General features: G+C 70.4%; 20 protein-coding genes. 4 read left to right on the top strand and 16 right to left on the bottom strand.

Annotated elements, in window-relative coordinates:
• Nucleotides 1–2: 2 nt before the first annotated feature.
• The 5 genes from NIE79_RS14210 to NIE79_RS14190 form a co-directional block, all read right to left on the bottom strand.
• Nucleotides 3–1,304 (bottom strand): NAD(P)/FAD-dependent oxidoreductase, encoded by a 1,302-nt coding sequence (locus NIE79_RS14210; protein WP_238679012.1) that lies wholly within the window; start codon nucleotides 1,302–1,304, stop codon nucleotides 3–5.
• A gap of 54 nt (nucleotides 1,305–1,358) precedes the next feature.
• A complete protein-coding gene (locus tag NIE79_RS14205; protein ID WP_238679011.1) occupies nucleotides 1,359–3,512 on the bottom strand; it encodes an amylo-alpha-1,6-glucosidase in 2,154 nt (717 codons plus the stop codon).
• A gap of 105 nt (nucleotides 3,513–3,617) precedes the next feature.
• The gene (locus tag NIE79_RS14200; RefSeq protein ID WP_238679010.1) at nucleotides 3,618–4,145 is read right to left on the bottom strand and encodes a GNAT family N-acetyltransferase; all 528 of its coding nucleotides are present in this window, start codon (nucleotides 4,143–4,145) and stop codon (nucleotides 3,618–3,620) included.
• A gap of 81 nt (nucleotides 4,146–4,226) precedes the next feature.
• Nucleotides 4,227–4,949, bottom strand: a complete 723-nt coding sequence (locus NIE79_RS14195; RefSeq protein WP_238679009.1) for a VOC family protein — start codon at nucleotides 4,947–4,949, stop codon at nucleotides 4,227–4,229.
• Between the two features lie 81 nt (nucleotides 4,950–5,030).
• Nucleotides 5,031–5,798 (bottom strand): group II truncated hemoglobin, encoded by a 768-nt coding sequence (locus NIE79_RS14190; RefSeq protein ID WP_238679008.1) that lies wholly within the window; start codon nucleotides 5,796–5,798, stop codon nucleotides 5,031–5,033.
• A 71-nt stretch (nucleotides 5,799–5,869) separates the two neighbouring features.
• Between NIE79_RS14190 and NIE79_RS14185 the strand changes: the two genes are divergently transcribed.
• Together NIE79_RS14185 and NIE79_RS14180 are read left to right on the top strand one after the other, a co-directional pair.
• Nucleotides 5,870–6,214, top strand: a complete 345-nt coding sequence (locus NIE79_RS14185; RefSeq protein ID WP_238679007.1) for a winged helix-turn-helix transcriptional regulator — start codon at nucleotides 5,870–5,872, stop codon at nucleotides 6,212–6,214.
• Between the two features lie 323 nt (nucleotides 6,215–6,537).
• Nucleotides 6,538–7,467, top strand: coding sequence for an alpha/beta fold hydrolase (locus tag NIE79_RS14180; protein WP_238679006.1), 930 nt, complete (start codon nucleotides 6,538–6,540; stop codon nucleotides 7,465–7,467).
• 10 nt (nucleotides 7,468–7,477) lie between these two features.
• On the opposite strand, the gene NIE79_RS14175 is transcribed toward NIE79_RS14180, so the two are convergent.
• The 6 genes from NIE79_RS14175 to NIE79_RS14150 all read right to left on the bottom strand — a co-directional run bounded on the left by NIE79_RS14175 (nucleotide 7,478) and on the right by NIE79_RS14150 (nucleotide 11,362).
• The gene (locus NIE79_RS14175; protein WP_238679005.1) at nucleotides 7,478–7,897 is read right to left on the bottom strand and encodes a hypothetical protein; all 420 of its coding nucleotides are present in this window, start codon (nucleotides 7,895–7,897) and stop codon (nucleotides 7,478–7,480) included.
• Nucleotides 7,898–7,931: 34 nt separating this feature from the next.
• Nucleotides 7,932–8,225: a DUF6510 family protein gene (locus tag NIE79_RS14170; RefSeq protein WP_196922747.1), complete on the bottom strand. Its 294-nt coding sequence runs from the start codon at nucleotides 8,223–8,225 to the stop codon at nucleotides 7,932–7,934.
• A 36-nt stretch (nucleotides 8,226–8,261) separates the two neighbouring features.
• A complete protein-coding gene (locus tag NIE79_RS14165) occupies nucleotides 8,262–9,026 on the bottom strand; it encodes a ferredoxin reductase (protein WP_238679137.1) in 765 nt (254 codons plus the stop codon).
• A 7-nt stretch (nucleotides 9,027–9,033) separates the two neighbouring features.
• Nucleotides 9,034–9,633, bottom strand: a complete 600-nt coding sequence (locus NIE79_RS14160) for a sulfite oxidase-like oxidoreductase (RefSeq protein ID WP_238679004.1) — start codon at nucleotides 9,631–9,633, stop codon at nucleotides 9,034–9,036.
• A gap of 75 nt (nucleotides 9,634–9,708) precedes the next feature.
• Entirely contained in the window at nucleotides 9,709–10,734 is a 1,026-nt protein-coding gene (locus NIE79_RS14155) for a TerC/Alx family metal homeostasis membrane protein (protein WP_238679003.1), read from the bottom strand.
• 217 nt (nucleotides 10,735–10,951) lie between these two features.
• On the bottom strand, nucleotides 10,952–11,362 hold the full coding sequence (locus NIE79_RS14150; protein WP_238679002.1) for a DUF2267 domain-containing protein: 411 nt from the start codon (nucleotides 11,360–11,362) through the stop codon (nucleotides 10,952–10,954).
• A 155-nt stretch (nucleotides 11,363–11,517) separates the two neighbouring features.
• On the opposite strand from NIE79_RS14150, the gene NIE79_RS14145 reads away from it, so the two are divergent.
• Entirely contained in the window at nucleotides 11,518–11,790 is a 273-nt protein-coding gene (locus tag NIE79_RS14145) for a DUF2795 domain-containing protein (protein ID WP_030332551.1), read from the top strand.
• 42 nt (nucleotides 11,791–11,832) lie between these two features.
• On the top strand, nucleotides 11,833–12,501 hold the full coding sequence (locus NIE79_RS14140) for a DUF1345 domain-containing protein (RefSeq protein ID WP_238679001.1): 669 nt from the start codon (nucleotides 11,833–11,835) through the stop codon (nucleotides 12,499–12,501).
• 266 nt (nucleotides 12,502–12,767) lie between these two features.
• Here the strand turns inward: NIE79_RS14140 and NIE79_RS14135 are convergent, their stop codons facing one another.
• The 5 genes from NIE79_RS14135 to NIE79_RS14115 form a co-directional block, all read right to left on the bottom strand.
• The gene (locus NIE79_RS14135) at nucleotides 12,768–13,436 is read right to left on the bottom strand and encodes a hypothetical protein (RefSeq protein WP_238679136.1); all 669 of its coding nucleotides are present in this window, start codon (nucleotides 13,434–13,436) and stop codon (nucleotides 12,768–12,770) included.
• Between the two features lie 60 nt (nucleotides 13,437–13,496).
• Complete coding sequence (locus tag NIE79_RS14130; RefSeq protein WP_238679000.1) at nucleotides 13,497–14,471, bottom strand: pirin family protein; 975 nt, start codon at nucleotides 14,469–14,471, stop codon at nucleotides 13,497–13,499.
• Between the two features lie 62 nt (nucleotides 14,472–14,533).
• Complete coding sequence (locus NIE79_RS14125) at nucleotides 14,534–15,532, bottom strand: hypothetical protein (RefSeq protein ID WP_238678999.1); 999 nt, start codon at nucleotides 15,530–15,532, stop codon at nucleotides 14,534–14,536.
• A gap of 160 nt (nucleotides 15,533–15,692) precedes the next feature.
• Nucleotides 15,693–16,277, bottom strand: coding sequence for a hypothetical protein (locus NIE79_RS14120; protein ID WP_238678998.1), 585 nt, complete (start codon nucleotides 16,275–16,277; stop codon nucleotides 15,693–15,695).
• A gap of 574 nt (nucleotides 16,278–16,851) precedes the next feature.
• Nucleotides 16,852–17,166: a MazG-like family protein gene (locus NIE79_RS14115; RefSeq protein WP_238678997.1), complete on the bottom strand. Its 315-nt coding sequence runs from the start codon at nucleotides 17,164–17,166 to the stop codon at nucleotides 16,852–16,854.
• Between the last annotated feature and the right edge of the window lie 146 nt (nucleotides 17,167–17,312).

The raw sequence follows: 17,312 nt of genomic DNA, 5'->3' as shown, positions 1-17,312 counted from the left end.
GGTCAGCGGGACCGGCTCGCGACCTCGGGTGTGGTGCTCTCCAACGGCACCGCGTTCGCCGGCACCAGCCCCAACTGGACCGCGGACCGGGTCAAGGCGGCGTCCAACGCCCAGTCGGCGCTGACCCGCGTGCGGTTTCCCGGCATCGCCATCAGGTGGTACGCCCGGGTGACCGCCTTGGCCGGCAACCCGGCCAGGTTGACCTGCAACGGGTTCGCCGCCGCGTCCTTGCCACCCAGGTCGACGACCCAGCCCAGGTCGTGGTGCTTGTACGGCTTGCGGCGGCCGAACCCGTACGACGCGGCGATGTTGTACGCCGCCCGCTTGCCCTGCCGCTGCGCGTGCTGGGCGGTCATCCCGCACACCTTGCCCGGATTGACCAGGTCGGGCACCGCTGCGGCGTCACCGCAGGCGAAGACCTCCGGATAGCCGGGAACGTTGAGGAACTCGTCGGTGACCAGTCGACCCCGGTCGGTCCGCAGGCCCAGTTCGTTGACGAACGGGTCGGGGCGCACCCCCACACACCACACGAGGGTGCAGGTCGGCACGTACTCGCCGTCGGTGAGCTTCACCCCGTCGCAGGTCGCCTCGGCCACCGAGGTGCCCATCCGCACGTCCACCCCACGCCGGTTGAGCACCTTGTGCGAGGTGTCCGACATCCGCTTGTCCAACTCCGGCAGCACCCGGGACGCCACGTCGAGCAGCATCCAGCGGGGCCGGACGGTGAGCCGGGGCCGCTGGGCGTGCAGCGCGTCGGTGAACAGCTGCCCGTGCGCCGCGACCTCGGTGCCGGTGTAACCCGCCCCGACCACCACGAACGTGGACCGGGCCTGCTGCTCGGCCGGGTCCTCGGCCTGCTCGGCCAGCTCGATCTGCCGGACGATGTGATCATGCAGGTAGACGGCCTCGGGCAGGCCACGGAAGCCGTGCGCGTACTCGGTCACCCCCGGGATGGGCAGCAGCTTGTTGACGCTGCCCACGGCGAGCACCAGCCTGTCGTACGCCAGTCGGTTCTTCTCCCCCTCGGCCTGGGTGAACCCGACCCAGCGGTTCTGCAGGTCGACGTGGTCCGCCTCGCCGACCACCACCCGTACGCCCTTGAGCGTCCCGGTCAGCGGCACGGCGATCCGTTTGGGCTCGACCACCCCGGCCGCCACCTCGGGCAGCAGCGGCAGGTACAGGAAGTAGTCGGTGGAGTTCAGCACCACGATCTCGGCCCGGTCCCGGGCGATCCGGCTCAACGTCTTCGCCGCGTGGTAACCGGCGAACCCGGCCCCCACGATCACCACACGAGGTTTCGTCATTGCGGGCCGTTTCCCGTCGAAGCCCGCGACAAACGTCCTACGCGCCAGCCGTGCTCAGCTCGGCTGGAGCCGGACGTGGCCGCTGCGACCGATCGCCTCCAACTCCCACTGTTGACCGAACGCCCGCATCCGCTCGACGGCGATCCGGCCCAGCTCCGCTGGGATGTCCGGATCGAGGACCAGCCGGCCGTCGACCGGGTTGAGGCCGAGCATGGCCCGGATCAGGGCCAGCGGCGTGCCGGCCGCCCATGCCTGCGGGCTGCACGCGGTGGGATAGGGCACGGCGAAGAGCAGTCGCTCCCGATCGAACCCGCTGAGCGCCTCGGGCAGCCGATGGCCGAACTGTTCGGCCGCCTCGATCATCGCCAGGCTGATCCGGTTCGACTCGGCCCGGTAGCCGTACCGGGCCAGGCCGAGGGCGGCGATGGAGTTGTCGTGCGGCCACACCGTGCCCAGGTGGTAGCCGAGGGCGTTGTAGAGCCGCTCCTCCCGCGACAGCGTGCGGATGCCCCAACCGGAGAACATGTCCGGCGACATGAGTTGACGCACCACCGCCTCGGCTCGCTCCGGTGGCACGATGCCGCTCCACAGCAGGTGCCCCATGTTGGAGGTCTTGGAGTCGACGCGGTTCTTGTCGCCGTCCAGGGCGACCGCGTAGTAGCCGCCCCGCTCCTCGATCCAGAAGTCCTGGTTGAACCGCTCGTGCAGGGTGTTGGCCTCGTCGCGCAGTCGCCGCGCCAACGTGGGATTGTCCAACGGCCCGTCGAACAACTCGGCCAGCCGCATCTTGGCGTCGTAGGTGTAGCCCTGGAGGTCGCTCGTGGCCAGCGGTAGCACGGGGATTCGGCCGTCGGCGAAGCAGACGCCGTCCGGGGAGTCCCGCCAGCACTGGTTGCCCAGCCCCTCGGGCGAACGGGTGGCGTACTCGACGTAGCCGTCACCGTCCCGGTCGCCGTACTCGTCGATCCAGCGCAACGCGGCCACCGCGTTGTCCCGCAGGTGCCGGACGGTCTCGTCGTCGCCGGTCCAGCGCCAGTACTCGGAGAGCAGGATCAACCAGAGCTGGGTGGCGTCGGCGGTGCCGTAGTACGGCCCGAACGGCTTCTCGCCGCTGCGGGTCAACTCGCCGCTGCGCACCTCGTGCAGGATCTTGCCGGGCTCCTCGTCGGTGAAGTCGTCGCACGTCTCACCCTGGAGCTTGGCCAGGGCGAGCAGCGTGCCCTTCGCCAGCGCGGGCCCGGCGACGAGAGTCTGATAAGCGGTGATCAGGGTGTCCCGGCCGAAGACGGTGAGGAACCACGGCAGTCCGGCACCGGGCAGCAGAATCCGCTGGCCCTTGACCTCCAGGTCGAGTCGCAACGCCGCCAGGTCGTTGCGGGACTGCCGCACGGTGTGCTCCACCGCCGCGTTGTCGCTGTGCAGCACCGCCCGGTCCTCCAGCCACCGGCGCAGCGGGTCGTCGGCCCGACCGTGGATGACGTCGGCGATGTCGCCCCGGACCGGCTCCACCACCCCCATCCCGGGCGGCAGTGGCACGTGCAGGTCGACCTTCCACTCCTCGCGGGGGCCCAGCTCCAGCTCCCAGACCAGGTCGTCGCCCTCGATACGGTCGGCCGGCCTCGCGCTGCACACCCGGGTCTGCGCGGAGAAGTCGCCGCGCTGGTAGGAAAAGCACAGCTCGGACCCGTCGGCGGCGTGGTCCCGACTGATCTCGGCGGAACGGTCCTGGACCCTCGACTTGACCTCGAACAGGTCGGCGAAGTCGGCGGCGACGGCCAGCCGCAGCTCCACCCGGACCGGCTCCAGCCGGAAGGAGACCAGTTCCACGCGTTCGTGGAACCCGTCGCCGACGTAGCGCAGTCGCCGCAGGCCCAGCGTGTTCGGGGGCAGCCCGGGCAACTCCGGGTTGGTGAGCACGTACTGCGCCGAGTAGTGGTCGATGGTCTCGGCGCGCAGCACCAGCAGCTCGCCGCCGTTGACGGTCAGGCTCCAACCGCTGATCAGTCGGGTGTCCAGGTGGACGAGCCCACCGATGCTGCCCGTCGGCACGTCCCCGCACGCGTTGGAGTACAGGAACGTGGGCCCGCTGAGCACCGCGAGGGAGTTGGGGCCCAGCTCGGGCGGCATGGCGCGCTGGTCGGCGCTGTCCGCCTCGGCGACGGACCGGCCGGGGAAGGGGTTGGCAGGGGTCGCGCGAACGGCAGCCATGACACCCACCGTAGGAAGCAGGGTACGGGGAGTCATCACCCGGTCCGGGTGAAAGGTCCGGACTCCGCTACCGCGCTGATGCCCTGCCGTCGGCCGCGCCGACGGTCAGACGGGGGTTGGCGCCGTGATAGCCCAGCGCTCGTGGTCGCGCCAGGCGCCGTCGATGAACAGGTAGTCCGGGGAGAAACCCTCCAACCGGAAACCCAGCTTGCGGGCCACCCGCCGCGACGGCTCGTTGCCCGGTTGGATGTTCGCCTCCAGCCGGTGCAACCCGACCGAGGTGAACGCGTGGTCGATCACCAGGGAGACGCCCGCCGAGGCGTGCCCGGTCCCGCTGTACGGCAGGAACGCCGCGTACCCCAGGTAGCCACCACGCAGCGCACCGAGCACGATCCCGCTGATGTTCACGTAGCCGGCGATCTCGCCGCTGGCCCGGTCGCAGATCAGGTAGCCGGCACTGTCGCGGCGACGGATCCGGCGCAGGTAGAGCTCGTACTCCTCCGGGTTGGCCGGGGCGGCCAACCACGGATGGTGCAGGTCCTGACTGCGACGCACGGCGGCGACGAACTCGTCGGAGTCGGTGGGCCGGGGTCGCCGGATCGCGGCGGGACCACCGGTACGCAGGTATCTCACGGCGGATCACTCTGACCGACCGGTACCGCCGTTGTCCAACCGGCCGCCGCGTGAGCGTCGTGGCGCGCCATGATCGCCGGACTAACGGGACGTCAGCAGGCTGAACTCCTGACCATCGGGGTCGGCCAGCACCAGTCGACCTGGCCCCTCCTGGTCGGTGTCGACCCGGGTCGCCCCGAGCGAGAGCAGACGGTCGACCTCGACCTGCCAATCGACGCCGACAGCCGGGGCGAGGTCGAGACGAACCCGATCCCTGCCTCCGTTCGGCATGTACGGCGGACCGCCCCAGGAAATCTTCGTGCCTCCGAGCGGTGACTGGATCGCGGTCTCCTCGTCCTGGTCCCAGACCAGCGGCCACCCCAGCGCCTGGCTCCAGAAATAGCCAACCTTCTGTGACCCGTCGCTGGCCAGCGCACCGACGAAGCCGCAGCCGGCGAGGAAATTGTTGCCCGGTGCGATGACGTCGAACTCGTTGCCCTCCGGGTCGGCCAGCACCACATGATCGATCTCCGGGCCCTGACCGATGTCCGCGTGCCGCGCGCCGAGTTCCAGTGCCCTGGCCACCGTCTGTCGCTGGTCCTCCAGCGAACTGCTGGTCAGATCGAAGTGCATCCGATTCTGGACCACCTTCGGCTGCTGGTTCGGGGCGAAGCGGATGTGGAACTCGTTGTCGTTGGTGGGTAGGAGCAGGACGCCCTCGTGCGGATCGTCGGCGATCTCCCGCCCCAGGAGCCCGGCCCAGAACTGCGCGAGCCGCAGAGGCTCGCTCGCGTCGAAACTGATCGCGAACAGGTGTGTGGTCATCGCTGCGCTCATCTCCCGTTGGACCGGACGTCGAAGCGGGAGCCTAGGTGTGTGGCAGGTCGACCGCACCCGAGTTTCGGGTCACGCGGTGAGGTACGGCGGGGCGACACCCCAGCCCCAGCGTGGGACCGGCGCCTGCCGGATCGGGTCCGCGTTTGGTTGAGAATTGCCCACCGCCAACCGGGTGCCCCACTCCAGATAGCTCGCGAAGGCGGCGCGAAACTCCGGATCATCGGGTAGGTCGACCTCGTCGGCAGCGTCCATCATCAGGTTCACCCACCGCCGACGCTGCGCCTCGCTGATCGCCCTGCCCAGGTGCTGGCCGAGCATGTGGCGGTAGCCACCGTGCTGCGCCGTGTAGGTGGCCGGTCCGCCGAAGACCTCGGCAAGCCAGACCGCCACATGCCGGGCGTGGTCTGGGTGCATCTGCGCGAACATCGGCGCCAGCAGGTCGTCGGAGCGGACCAGGCGGTAGAAGGCCTCGCAGAGCTTCAGAAACGCGTCGGTGCCGCCGGCCCACTCGTACAAGCTCGGCGGCGCGGCGCCGCCACTGCCGGCAACCGACGTCCGGGTGTAGTGCCGCATTTCCTGGATGTCCTCGACGTACGGCCTGATCGCGGCGAAGAACTGCCCGAACACCGGGCCGCCCCGAAACCCCTTGAGGTGCTCGTCCACCGATGTCCAGGTGATGCGCAGCAGGTAGCAGGCGGGGTCGTCCAGGCAGCGGCTCAACTCGTAGTCCACACACTGCGGCGCGGCGCGTAACGCGACAGCGGCCCGGTCGTACGCCGCCTCGAAACCGTCCAGCCGTTCCTGCGGGACGCGGTACCTGATGTACTCGACCACCATGGATACAGCTCAACACCCGCAGCAGCGGTGATCAAGTACGCACCTTTTGGTACGTGCCGAGGGAGGCCACGGTGCCTAAGCGATACCACTGCCCGGTGGAGCTCGCCGTCGACGTCGTCGGCGGAAGATGGCGACCGGTGATCCTGGCCCATCTCAAGGAGGGCGTGCACCGCTATGGCGAACTGCGCCGCCGGATGCCAGAGATCAGCGAGAAGATGCTGACCCAGCGTCTGCGCGAGTTGGAGGCCGACGGGCTCGTCCTACGGCACGACCACGAGACGACACCACCTCATGTCGAGTACCGGCTCACCGAGGAAGGACTCAGCCTGGCCCCGGTGTTGCAGGCCCTGTACGACTGGGGCGCGGCGCGGGCCGCACGTACCGGCATCGCCATCGACGAACCCTCTGCTGCCTGACGCCCCGCAGCAGTCGAAGGACCGTCGTCGGGGACGTGCAGGGTTGTGATCCACTGGACCGGTGAGCCGAACCCCTCCGGTCCCTGCGGCCGACGTCGAGGAGCGACTGTCGCGGGAGCTGAACGTCTGGCTGTGCACGGTGCGGCGTGACGGGTCCCCGCTCGCGGGCATCGCCCAGTGAGTCGTCGATGCGAGAATCGGACGTGAAGGCCCTGCTCCCCGTACTCCTTGAGCGCCCACCAAGGGGCTCCTCGCTTCGCGACCAGACCACGTGCACCCGACCGAGCCGACGTCGATCAGAAGCGCCGTGATGAGGAGGCCGAATGGACACCGAGTCGCAGGACCCCGTCGTCGTCGCGCTGTCCAGCCTGGTGCCAAGTGGTGTTGACAGTGGCCGGCTGACCCGGGAGTCCGGCCGACAGTTGCGGTGGGTAGCAGCCGGGAGCGCCACGCCACCGCTCATCCTGATTCCCGGAGCCGGCGAAGTGGGGTTGGACTGGGCCGTCGTCCTCCCCTCGTTGGCTGAGAGGGCCCGCGTCATCGCCTACGACCGGGCCGGTCTGGGAGCCAGTGACCCCAGTTCGTTGCTGACACTGGACTCCCAGGTACGCGACCTCGTGGCACTCCTGGACTACGTCGGTCCCGCCGTGCTGGTCGGTCACAGCTGGGGTGGACTGCTCGCCCAACTAGCCGCTTTCACCAGTCCGGACCAGACGCTTGGCCTGGTGCTGCTCGACCCTTTCCACGAAGACAGCACGGCAGAGGTGCCGCTGGCTCTCCGTGTCTCATCGAACCTCCTGCTCAACGCCATCCCGGTGCTCAAGGCCATCGGGCTCTTCGATCGCATCGCGGCCAGCATGGGTCGCACGCTCGCTGAGCGCTGCACCGACGACCCGGAGGTGCAGGCATTGATCACCCAGGCATACCGGGCCAGCTATCGCACGTTCGCTCAGGTCACGACCATTCGTGCGGAAAACCGCCTCGCCAACACTTGCACCCGAGAGGTAACCGCCGCTCGCGCCACGTCGACCGCCCCCGACGTACCGATGAGAGTCCTGACCGCGACCCGCGGCAAGCCCGCAGCCCTGCGACAGCGCTCCGGTGACCTCGCCGACCAGACCGCAGCGGTCTTCCCACGCGGCGTCCACGTCGTAGTGCCCGACAGCGGCCACTACATCCACAAGGACCAACCCGCCGCCGTGGTCGAAGCCGTGCGCGCTGTCCTCGCCCAGGCCAACCGGGATACGCCGTAGCGGGACAGGGTCAGCGCCGCTGGACCGCCGACCGCGCGAACCACGGCGCCAGCCACGGGGTGAGCGCGACGAGACCGACGGCGAGGCCGGTGATGACGGCCTGCCCGATCCGGCCCGGGGTGACACCGACCGCCGGGTCGAGTACGTAGTTGGCGTACCCGTTCGCGGCCGCGTCCGTCACCAGCACCGCGCAGCCCAGCACGAGCCCCTGCACCCGGCGAACGGCCAACAGCACCGCCGCCAGCGGATCCCACAGCGTCAGCGACGTGAAGTAGAACGCCAACCACCCGGGCAGGGCGAGCTGCGGCCCGAACTGGGGCAGGAGCAACTGCACCACGTGCACCGCGGTGCCGTAGGCGAAGACCAGCACGGCGACAGCCACCACGCACCGGACCGCGAGCGGCACACCACTCCACCGACCGGTGCCCATCCGGCCATCCTGCCTCAGCCGGGCGAGCGTCCCGTCAGAGCGGGCCGGGGAACGTCTGCTCCATCGGCATCGGCACCTGGAGGAAGGTGGTGCCACGCATGTCCAGCCAGGCCCGGTCCGGCCCGCGCACCAGGCGCACCATCACCTCCTCGCAGGAGGGGCAGCGGGCGACGAGGCCCGGGGCGTGCGAGTAGACGTGCAGGCTGGCCATCGAGCCGGTCGTCCCGCAGTTCTCACAGCGGCCCATCGCGCTGCTCAGGTCGACGGTGAACAGCTCACGCATCGGGCCGTCGAGCATGTTGCCGTCCAGGTACGACATCTCGGTCATCGAAATCTCCTCGGCACTGCGTGAGCGAGCGGGTGGTCAGCCGGTGGGGCCGAAACGTTCGGTCTTGACCCGACGCGACGGGTGACCCAGCCCCACCAGCAGGTCGGCGACGGTCTCCACGAAAGCGGTCGGACCACAGACGTAGGTGAGCGGTTCCAGGTCCGGTGGCCACCCGTGGGTGTTGACGTCGGCCAGCCCGATCCGGTGCGGCTCACCGCGCCAGCCCTCGGGCGCCTCACGGGTGTAGACGTACGCGACGTCCAGCCCGAAGTCGTCGCGGCCCCGGCGGCGCAGCTCGTCGGCGTAGATCACGTCGCCGGGGGTACGCACCGAGTAGATCAGCCGGAACGGCGCCTTGCTGCCCACCGCCCGCCGCGCCCGGATCATCGCCATCAGCGGCACGACGCCGGAGCCGCCGGCGACGAGCTGCACCGGGGCGGTCTCCTCGGGCCGCCAGATGAACCAGCCACCGAGCGGTCCGCGTACCTCCACCGGGTCGCCGGCGCCAAAGACATCAATGAGGTACGGCGACACCTCGCCGTCGTGCACCCGCTGCACTGTCACCTCGATGCGCGGCCCTCCCGGCCCGTCCACCGCCGGGCCGGCGATCGAGTACGACCGGGCCGCCTGGTAGCCGTCCGGGGCGGTGAGCCGCAGGTCGACGTGCTGACCGGGCAGGTGCCCCGGCCAGTCCGGCACCTCCAGCACCAGGGTCTGCGCTGTGGGTGTCTCCACCCGGCGCTCCACCAGCCGGCCGACCTGCCAACGGTTGGGTGTCCGACGTTGCGTGCTCGTCGCCACGGCGCGCTCAGTCACCCTGGTACCGCTGCTCGCGCCACGGGTCACCGTAGTCGTGGTACCCGGCGGTCTCCCAGAACCCCGGCTCGTCCATGGTCTTGAGCCGGATGCCCCGCACCCACTTCGCGGACTTCCAGAAGTACAGGTGCGGCACCAGCATTCGCGCGGGGCCGCCGTGTTCGGCGGGCAGCGGAGCGCCGTCGAAGGTGTGCACCACCCAGGCCTGGCCGCCGCGCAGGTCGTCCAGCGGCAGGTTGGTGGTGTACCCGCCGTACGAGTGCGTGAGCGCGAAATGCGCTCCGGTCTCGACGCCCTCCAGCAGCGTGTCCAGTGAGACGCCCTGCCAGGTGGTGCCGAGCTTGGACCAGCGGGTGACGCAGTGGATGTCGACCGTCGGGGTCTCCTGCGGCAGGGCCATCAGCTCCTGCCACGACCACCGGTGTTCGCTGCCGTTCTCGGCGGAGATGACGAACTCCCAGGTGTCCAGAGACACCCGGGGCGTCGGGCCGGCCGAGAGCACCGGATAGTCCTCGGTCAGATACTGGCCGGGCGGCAGGGCCGGCTCCTGCGTTCGGGGCCGACCCTGAAAGCCCGGTGACACGATTCCCATTGCACAGTCGTACCACCCGTACCGGTGGGGGCGGGAGCTTTCCCGCGTACCCCGTGGTCTACCGGCGCGGCGCGGTCAGTGCCGCTCCGCGACGACCTTGCGGTCCTCGGGCAGGTCTCCGCCCCGGGTGGCGCGCAGGCTGGTCAGGGTGACCACCACCAGCACACCGATGATCACGCCGAGCGAGGCCAGGGTGGGGATCTGCGGCACGCTGTCCCAGATGCCGTGCGCCCAGTGCAGACCCAGCTTGAGGCCGATGAATGCCAGGATGATGGCCAGGCCGTAGCTGAGGTGCACCAGCCGGCTCAGCGCCGCGTGCAGGACGAAGTAGAGCGCCCGCAGGCCCAGCAGGGCGAACGCGTTGGTGGCGAACACCAGGTACGGGTCCTCGGTGATGCCGTAGACCGCCGGCACCGAGTCGACCGCGAAGACGATGTCGGTGGCCAGCACCGCGACCACCACCAGGGCGAACGGCGTGAGTGCCCGCTTCGCGCCCTGCCGGACGGTCATCTTGGTGCCGTGGTAGTCGTCGACCACCGGCATGACCTTGCGCAGCAGCTTCACCGAGCGCATCTTGTTGATGTCGACTTCCTGCTGATGCCCGGACATGGCATCGCGCAGCAGCTTCACCGCCGTGGCGATGAGGATGATCGCGAAGAGCAGGAAGGCGAAGTCGAGGGTCTGCAACGCCGCCGCGCCGAGGGCGATGAAGACGGCCCGCAGCACCAGCGCACCGGCGATGCCGTAGAGCAGCACCCGCTGGGCAAGCACCGCCGGCACCGCGAACGCCGCCAACAGCAGCATGAAGACGAAGAGGTTGTCGACGGAGAGCGACTTCTCGACGAGGTAACCGGTCAGGTACTCGACGCCCTGCTGGGAGCCGAATCGCCACCAGATCCAGCCGCCGAACGCCAGCGGCAGCGCTATGTAGAACGCCGACCAGCCGATGGCCTCCCGCATGGACACCTCGTGCGGGCGGCGGGTGACCAGGAAGTCCAGCACCAACAGCAGGAGGACACCGATGATGGTGACCGCCCACAGCGTGGGCGTGCCCACCGACGACAGGTCACTGGCGGCGGACAGATACGACACTTGACTCATGTGGGGTCTCCTCGAACACCGTCATGTTCGAGGTCTCCTTCACCCACCACCTGATGGGCAACCACCCGAGGCGCGCCGGGCGCGCCGTACTGACCGGAATGGTTCGTGGGAAGTACTCCCCTCGCACGACAAGGTTAGGCCAGGCGGAATCGCCACGCCAAGCGGGACATCGATGGTTGCCCTGGTAAACCGCTGTGTGTGCCCGGCGCGAAGGCTGTCAGCCGCGGCGCAACGTCGCGCCCGGGGCCATCGCCTGCTCGACCAGGCCCCGATAGTCACGTGGCAGTTGGGTCACCACGTCATCGAACTCGCCGCCGGTGATCGCCTCGCGCAGGGTGGTGAAGACCGCCCGGCTGGCGTCCTCGGCGGCGGCCTCCCGCACACCCGCGCGCACCGCGACCCGGGCGACGAACTCCGCCGCGCCGAACCGGTCCGCCTGCTCGGTGCTCGGGCTCGGTTTGAGCACGAGTTGCAGCGGTTGGGGCAACTGGGCGGCCAGGTCCAGGACCTCACCGCCGGTCAACCGCTCGGCGAACGTCTCCAACACGGCCCGGGTCAGCTCGACCGCCCGCTCGGAGGACGTGGCGGTGCGCTGGGAAACCTGGTCGATGAAGGTGTCGTAGTTCATCGCGTACTCCCTTGGGCTCGCGTCGGCGTCTGCGGGTACCCGCGGCGGCCGAGGAGAAACGGCGCCGGTTTCCTGCGCCCGGCGGGCGTGACGAGCCGGCGGGCGGGTAACCGCCGCCGGTCGTCACCACATCGATGCCCGAGGGAGCCCACGCCATGGCGAGCTACGCCGACGTCTTGCAGTACCTGTCGAGCCTGGACTACCCGGCCGAGAAGGACGACGTGGTCCGCGAGGCCGAACGGGAGGGTGCCCCGCCGGACGTGTTGAAGGCGCTGCGCGCCCTGCCGCCTGTCGACTACGCCAACGGGACCGAGGTGGCCCGGTCGGCCGGGATCGAGGCGGCGCCCGAGGTCGGCCCCGCCCAGCGGGCGGAGCAGGCCCGGGACAAGAAGCACAACCGGGTCTCGCAGCACCTTCGCGGCATCTGACCCGGCGGTGACGCCCACCACCCGGACCCGGGAGCGTCCCGAATGACCCAGACCGGCCCCGACCGGCCAGCGGACGTGCGCTTTCCGGCTGCTGCGAAGCAGCTCGCCGTGGTGGCGGTGGTCGGCGTCATTTCCGGCTGCGCCTTCGCGCTGCTGCTGCCCCTGCCGCTCGCCGCGCTGGCCGGCTGGGACGTGGGAGCGCTGAGCTGGCTCGCGCTGGTCTGGCACAAGATCTGGCCGATGGACGCCGAGCGGACCGCCCGACTGGCCGTTCACGAGGACCCGAACCGGGCGATCCGGGACGCCCTGCTGCTCGTCGCCTGCCTGGCCAGCCTGCTGGCCGTCGGGTTGGTGGTGGCCAGCGCGCAGAGCGCGCCCCCCGGGACGGCCCGGGAACTGCACAGCAGCCTGGGCGTGCTCAGCGTGGTGCTCTCCTGGTTCGTGGTGCACACCGTGTTCGCCGCCCGGTACGCCCGGATCTACTACACCGGCCCGGACGGCGGGGTGAACTTCAACCAGCCCGAACCGCCGCGCTACTCCGACTTCGCGTACGTGGCGTTCACCATCGGGACGACGTTCCAGATCTCCGACACCAACCTCACCAGCAACGAGATGCGTCGTACTGTGCTGCGGCACTCGATGGTGTCGTACCTGTTCGGCGCGTTCATCATCGCCGTGACGGTGAACCTGCTGGCGGGTCTGGCGCGGTGAAGACTGGCTTCTCGGCCGCGCACTCCCCGGAGTGCGACACGGGGCGGGGCCGATCGAAGGGCCGGGACAGGCGGGCGCCCCTGGTCACGAACCGCGACCTAGGGCGCCACGCAAGCCTGCCCAGGCGGTGAACCGCATCCGAACCGGTCGCGGTCACCAGGCGGTGGAGGTCCACTCGAACCGAGCGGCCAGCACTGCCGGGTCCAACCATACGGCAGAACATCCTCCGTTTGGTCAGAATTTAGGGAAGTGTGGGCCAGGGCACGTCACGGCCGACCAGTCACCTCCGCGTACCGGTGCTCCAGGTCGACCCGGGCCAACGCCCCCACCAGCCAGGCCAACTGCTCGGACTCGCCGGTGGCCAGGCCGGCCAGGTCGTCCGCAGACCTGCCCAGCCCGAGCCGACGCGCGGCAGCCAGCGCCCGCCGGTCGGCGACCGGGGCGACCTCCCGCCACAACGCCTGCGCCTCGCGGAGAAACAGGTCCACGACCTGCTCGTCCACGCCCGGAAGCTCGGCCAGCAGCGCCCGCTCGCGGACCGGGTCGTGGTGCGCGACCGCCCGCAACCGGCGCAGATCACCCCGGTACCGCTCGACCACCGTCCGAGCCAGGTCACCCAGCACATCGGCGAGGGCGTCCACATCACCGCGCTGGCCGCTGGCGCGCAGCACCCGGACCCGGTCCTCGTGCAGCGAACGGGCCAGCCGGGCCGCGCTGTCCCACCCCTCGTCACGCACCGCCCGCGCCCCGTCCAACGCCCACCGGAAGTCACCACGACGGGCCAGCAGCACCGACAGGTAGAGCACCTGGAACAGGCTCGCCGGGTTGTTGGTCACCCGGAACCCGTACTCCTCGGCGAAGCCCCGTCCGCTACCGGCGAGCCGGCGCGCCAGACGTTTACGGTCCTCCACCGAAGTGATCAGACTGGTCGCCATGGCGGCGACTACCCGCGCCGCCACCAGCCACACACCCACCGCCCCGATCGGGCGTCGTCGTCAGCCGTGCAGGCCGCCGGTGCGGTCGCGGGCCTTGAGGCGGGTCGTCGGCAGGGCGGGCGCCGGCAGCGGCGGCGCCGAATCGTCGGCGACCACACCGAAGCGCCCGTCGCCGGCCATCCAGGCCTCCCGGGCGGCGGCGATCTCCTCGTGTGACCGGCCCACGAAGTTCCACCACATCACCAACGGTTCCTCGAACGGCGTACCGCCCAGCAGCAGCAACCGGGCCCCGGCCCCGCCACGCACCGTCAACTCCCGGCGGCCCGAGCCCAGATACAGCAGCGCCCCCGGCTCGAACCCGACCCCGGCCGCCTCCGCGGACCCGGACATCGCCAGCACGGCGTACTCGAAGTCCGGCCGCAACGCCATCGTCGTCGGCGCCTCGCCGCGCAGCTCCAGCTGCACCCCCACCAGCGGGGTGTGCACCACCGCCGGTGACCGCTGCCCGGCGAACTCGCCGACCAGCACTGTGACGTCCAGATCGCCGTCCCGCCAGCGCGGCAGGTCGGCGTGGTGCGCGAAGTCGGCCGCTCCGGCCCGCGCCGGGTCCGGCAGCGCCACCCAGAGCTGCACACCGTGCATCACCGGCGGATGGGTGGCCGGCGACCGCTCCGAGTGGGCGATACCGTTCCCGGAGGTCATCACGTTCAGCTGGCCGGGCACGATCGGCTGCACGTTGCCGAGGCTGTCCCGGTGCAGAATCTCCCCGTCGAGCAGCCAGGTCACCGTCTGCAGCCCGGTGTGCGGGTGCGGCGGCACCTCCATACCGGGCCGCTGCGCCACATCGTCCGGGCCGAAATGATCCACGAAACACCACGCGCCGACCATCCGGCGGGCCCGCTGCGGAAGCAGCCGCCGCACCGTGGTGTAGCGACCCAACGGCACGTCGTGGCCGGGCAGCAACACACTGCCGGGATCGACGTCGGCCACGCCAGGCGGTCGGGTCTGCGCCAGCATTGATTCAGTACGCTCCACCGCCCGACTGTACGCGTACGCCCGTTCGCGACCGCGGCGCTTCCGGCCAGGGCGGGCGGGGTTCACCTGTCGCTGGAGGAGACCAGCACGCTGTTGGCACCGGCGACCAGGTCCAGGTACAGGCGCTCCGCCGACCGGTCCCAACCCGGCGTACCCAGCACCGAGCCCGCGGCCACCCCATCCCAACGCTCGCCGCGTACCACCACCGAGCCGGCACCGGCACCCGCCCGAACCCGTACCGGAGTCTCCCCGGGGACCCGGACGTCGAGCTGGCTGGTCCCACCGGTGAGCCGTACGGTGAGGATGCTGGCGGGCTGGTCTAAGCCCGCGCCGGTGGGGTTGCCGGGGCCGACGGCGGTGATCGGTGGCAGGAGAATCTCGGTGCGGCTCGACCCGCCGGCAAGTTCCACGCCCAGCAGCCGGGCCCGGGTCAGGTCCAACACCTGACTGCTCACCCCACCGACGAGGTGAAGACGCCAGGCGACCCGCTCGTTGAGCAACACGCGCACTGCCCGTGGCCCGCGCATACCGGACTCCACGAGGTCAAGCCGCACGGTCTCCCCCTGTACCGCAGGTCGGCCCGCCACAGCCGAGCCGGCCGGGGTACTGATCCGGTACAGGTCATCGCCCAACTCGGCCACCCGCAGCTCGAACGAGGACAGCCCATCCGCGAGCACGAAGGTGCCCTTCTGCCGACCCGCCAGCGGCGCTGTCAACAGTTGCGCGGCAGCGGCGCCCGAGCCACCGCGGCGCCCCTCGGCCGCATCCGGGTCAGCGGCGCCCTCCGGACGGCCGCCGTCGGGGCGGGTGCCGTCGGGGCGGGTGCCGTCGGGGCGGGTGCCGTCGGGGCGGGTGCCGTCGGGTTGGCCGGAGTAGGTCATGCCGAGGCGGTCGGGATCGGCAACGATCACGGCCACCGCTGCCGCGCCCAGGAGCAACACGACGGCGGCAGCAGCCACCAACAGTCGAGCACCGGTGGACCACCGCCGCGGTGCGGCCTCACCGGACGGTTCCGGCTCAGACTCCGGTTCGCGATCCGCGCCGTACCCCACTGCGGCCATGCCTTCTGTCCCTCCGCCGGTCCCCGTCCAGGGGTACGTACCCGCCGGCCGCTCGGATCACTCGGCGCCGATCACGGCGACCGGTAGACAGGCCGCTGGCCGGCACCCCGGGTTGCGGGTGCCGGCCAGCTGTCGGTGTCGTGCTGTGGTCTTGCCAGGGTCAGCTGTTCCAGTACTGGCCAACCAGGTCGGCGGCCTGCTGCTCCCACTGGGCGTAGGCGTCCGGGTAGGCCGACACCTGCACCGTCTGCGCCGCGTCGGTCAGCGGCATGTCCTGCCAGCCGTCAACCTGCTTCAGACCCTTGAGGAACGCGGTCGTCGAGTACTCGGGGTCGGTGATCTGCTCCGGCGTACCCCAACCACTGGACGGGCGCTGCTGGAACAGGCCCAGCGAGTCGTGGTCGTTCATGTCGCCCAGGTGACCCAGGTTCTCCAGCTTCGACTCCTGCAGGCTGGTCGCGATCGAGATGACCGCGGCCCGCTCCGGCAGGCCCGCCTTCTTCGTGGCGGCGATGATCGCCTTGACGTTGGCGGTCTGCTCGTCGTTCAGGGTGATGCGGGACTGGTCGCCCTGGGTGCCGTGCGGGATCAGCTTGCTGATGTCGGGCTTGTCGGCCTGCACCGCTACGGCGACGGGCTTGGCGTCGACGGGGTTGGCCACGTGGGCGATCGGACCGGCGAAGACACCACCGGCGAACGCGAGACCAGCAACAGACAGCATGCTCTTACGCATGATCGTGTTCATGGGGGTAGCTCCTTCGGGGGTAGGACACCCGAACCGCCAATAGGGGGCGGCGGCAGGGTGTGAGCACCTCGTCCGGCGCTGCACATACAAGGGGGAAGGCCTGGGGTGACGCCTGTCGGGCGTCGGGTCCGGCGGCCTGGCGAGCGGGGGCTCGTGGCGCCGGGTCCATCTGTAACGACCGGGGGGCCGGGGTCATTCCGGGGCCGGCACCCTGGATCGGAGCGGTGCCTGCGGTCGTTCGTGGGGACTGTAACGACCGGGTGCGGGCTGGCATTCCCACCTGCGCGACCAGCCCCCAAGCGTCGGGCGGCGGGTCGGTGGTACTGCGATCGTCAGGGTATGTAACGACCCCGGCCCCGCCATGATTCCGGCCCGAGGGTGCGGCCGGTCACCACCCGAAACCGCACATCACCGGACCAACCACCCAGGCGACGCGGCGTCCACGGCGTCGAACCGGCCCTCACTCGGGTGATCCACTCGGGTTCACGGAAGTCGGGGCATCCCCGACGCCAGGACACCCCGACATCAAGGAACCCGAGTCGATCACGACGGCGCTGACCGGACGCCAGGGGCGTTACTGGCCGGTCAGGCGGGAGCGCACCTTTGCGGCGCAGGCGTCCAGGACGGTCTGCGCGTCCAGCCCGAGGCTTTCGATGGCCACCAACGCGGTGAAGGCGACGTCGGCCAACTCCGCCGCGACGTCCTCCCGGGTGTGGGTGACACCTTTGCGCGGATTCTGCCCGAGCAGGCCGATCCAGGCAGCCGAAGCCTCCCCCGCTTCCTCGGTGAGCTTGAGGATGCGGCAGGTCAGTTCGGTCTGCCCGCTGCCGTTCGCCGCGTCCAGCCAGCTGCGCGACGCTCGGGCCGCCTCCCAGATCGACTCGTCCACGGCGACCAGTCAACCCGATCGGCCCACCGGCCCGAACGACCGGGTACTGCGAACAGTCGTGTTGACCGACCGATCAGCGAACCCATTGACACTGGTCGACGGCGGTTCTAGGTTCAGGACGCTACCGGCCGGTAGGCAACCGTCCC

This window comes from Micromonospora trifolii, assembly GCF_022229005.1.
Classification (GTDB): Bacteria; Actinomycetota; Actinomycetes; order Mycobacteriales; family Micromonosporaceae; genus Micromonospora; species Micromonospora trifolii.
Note: the sequence above shows the minus strand (reverse complement) of the source record. Positions and strands in the feature narration are given on the sequence as shown.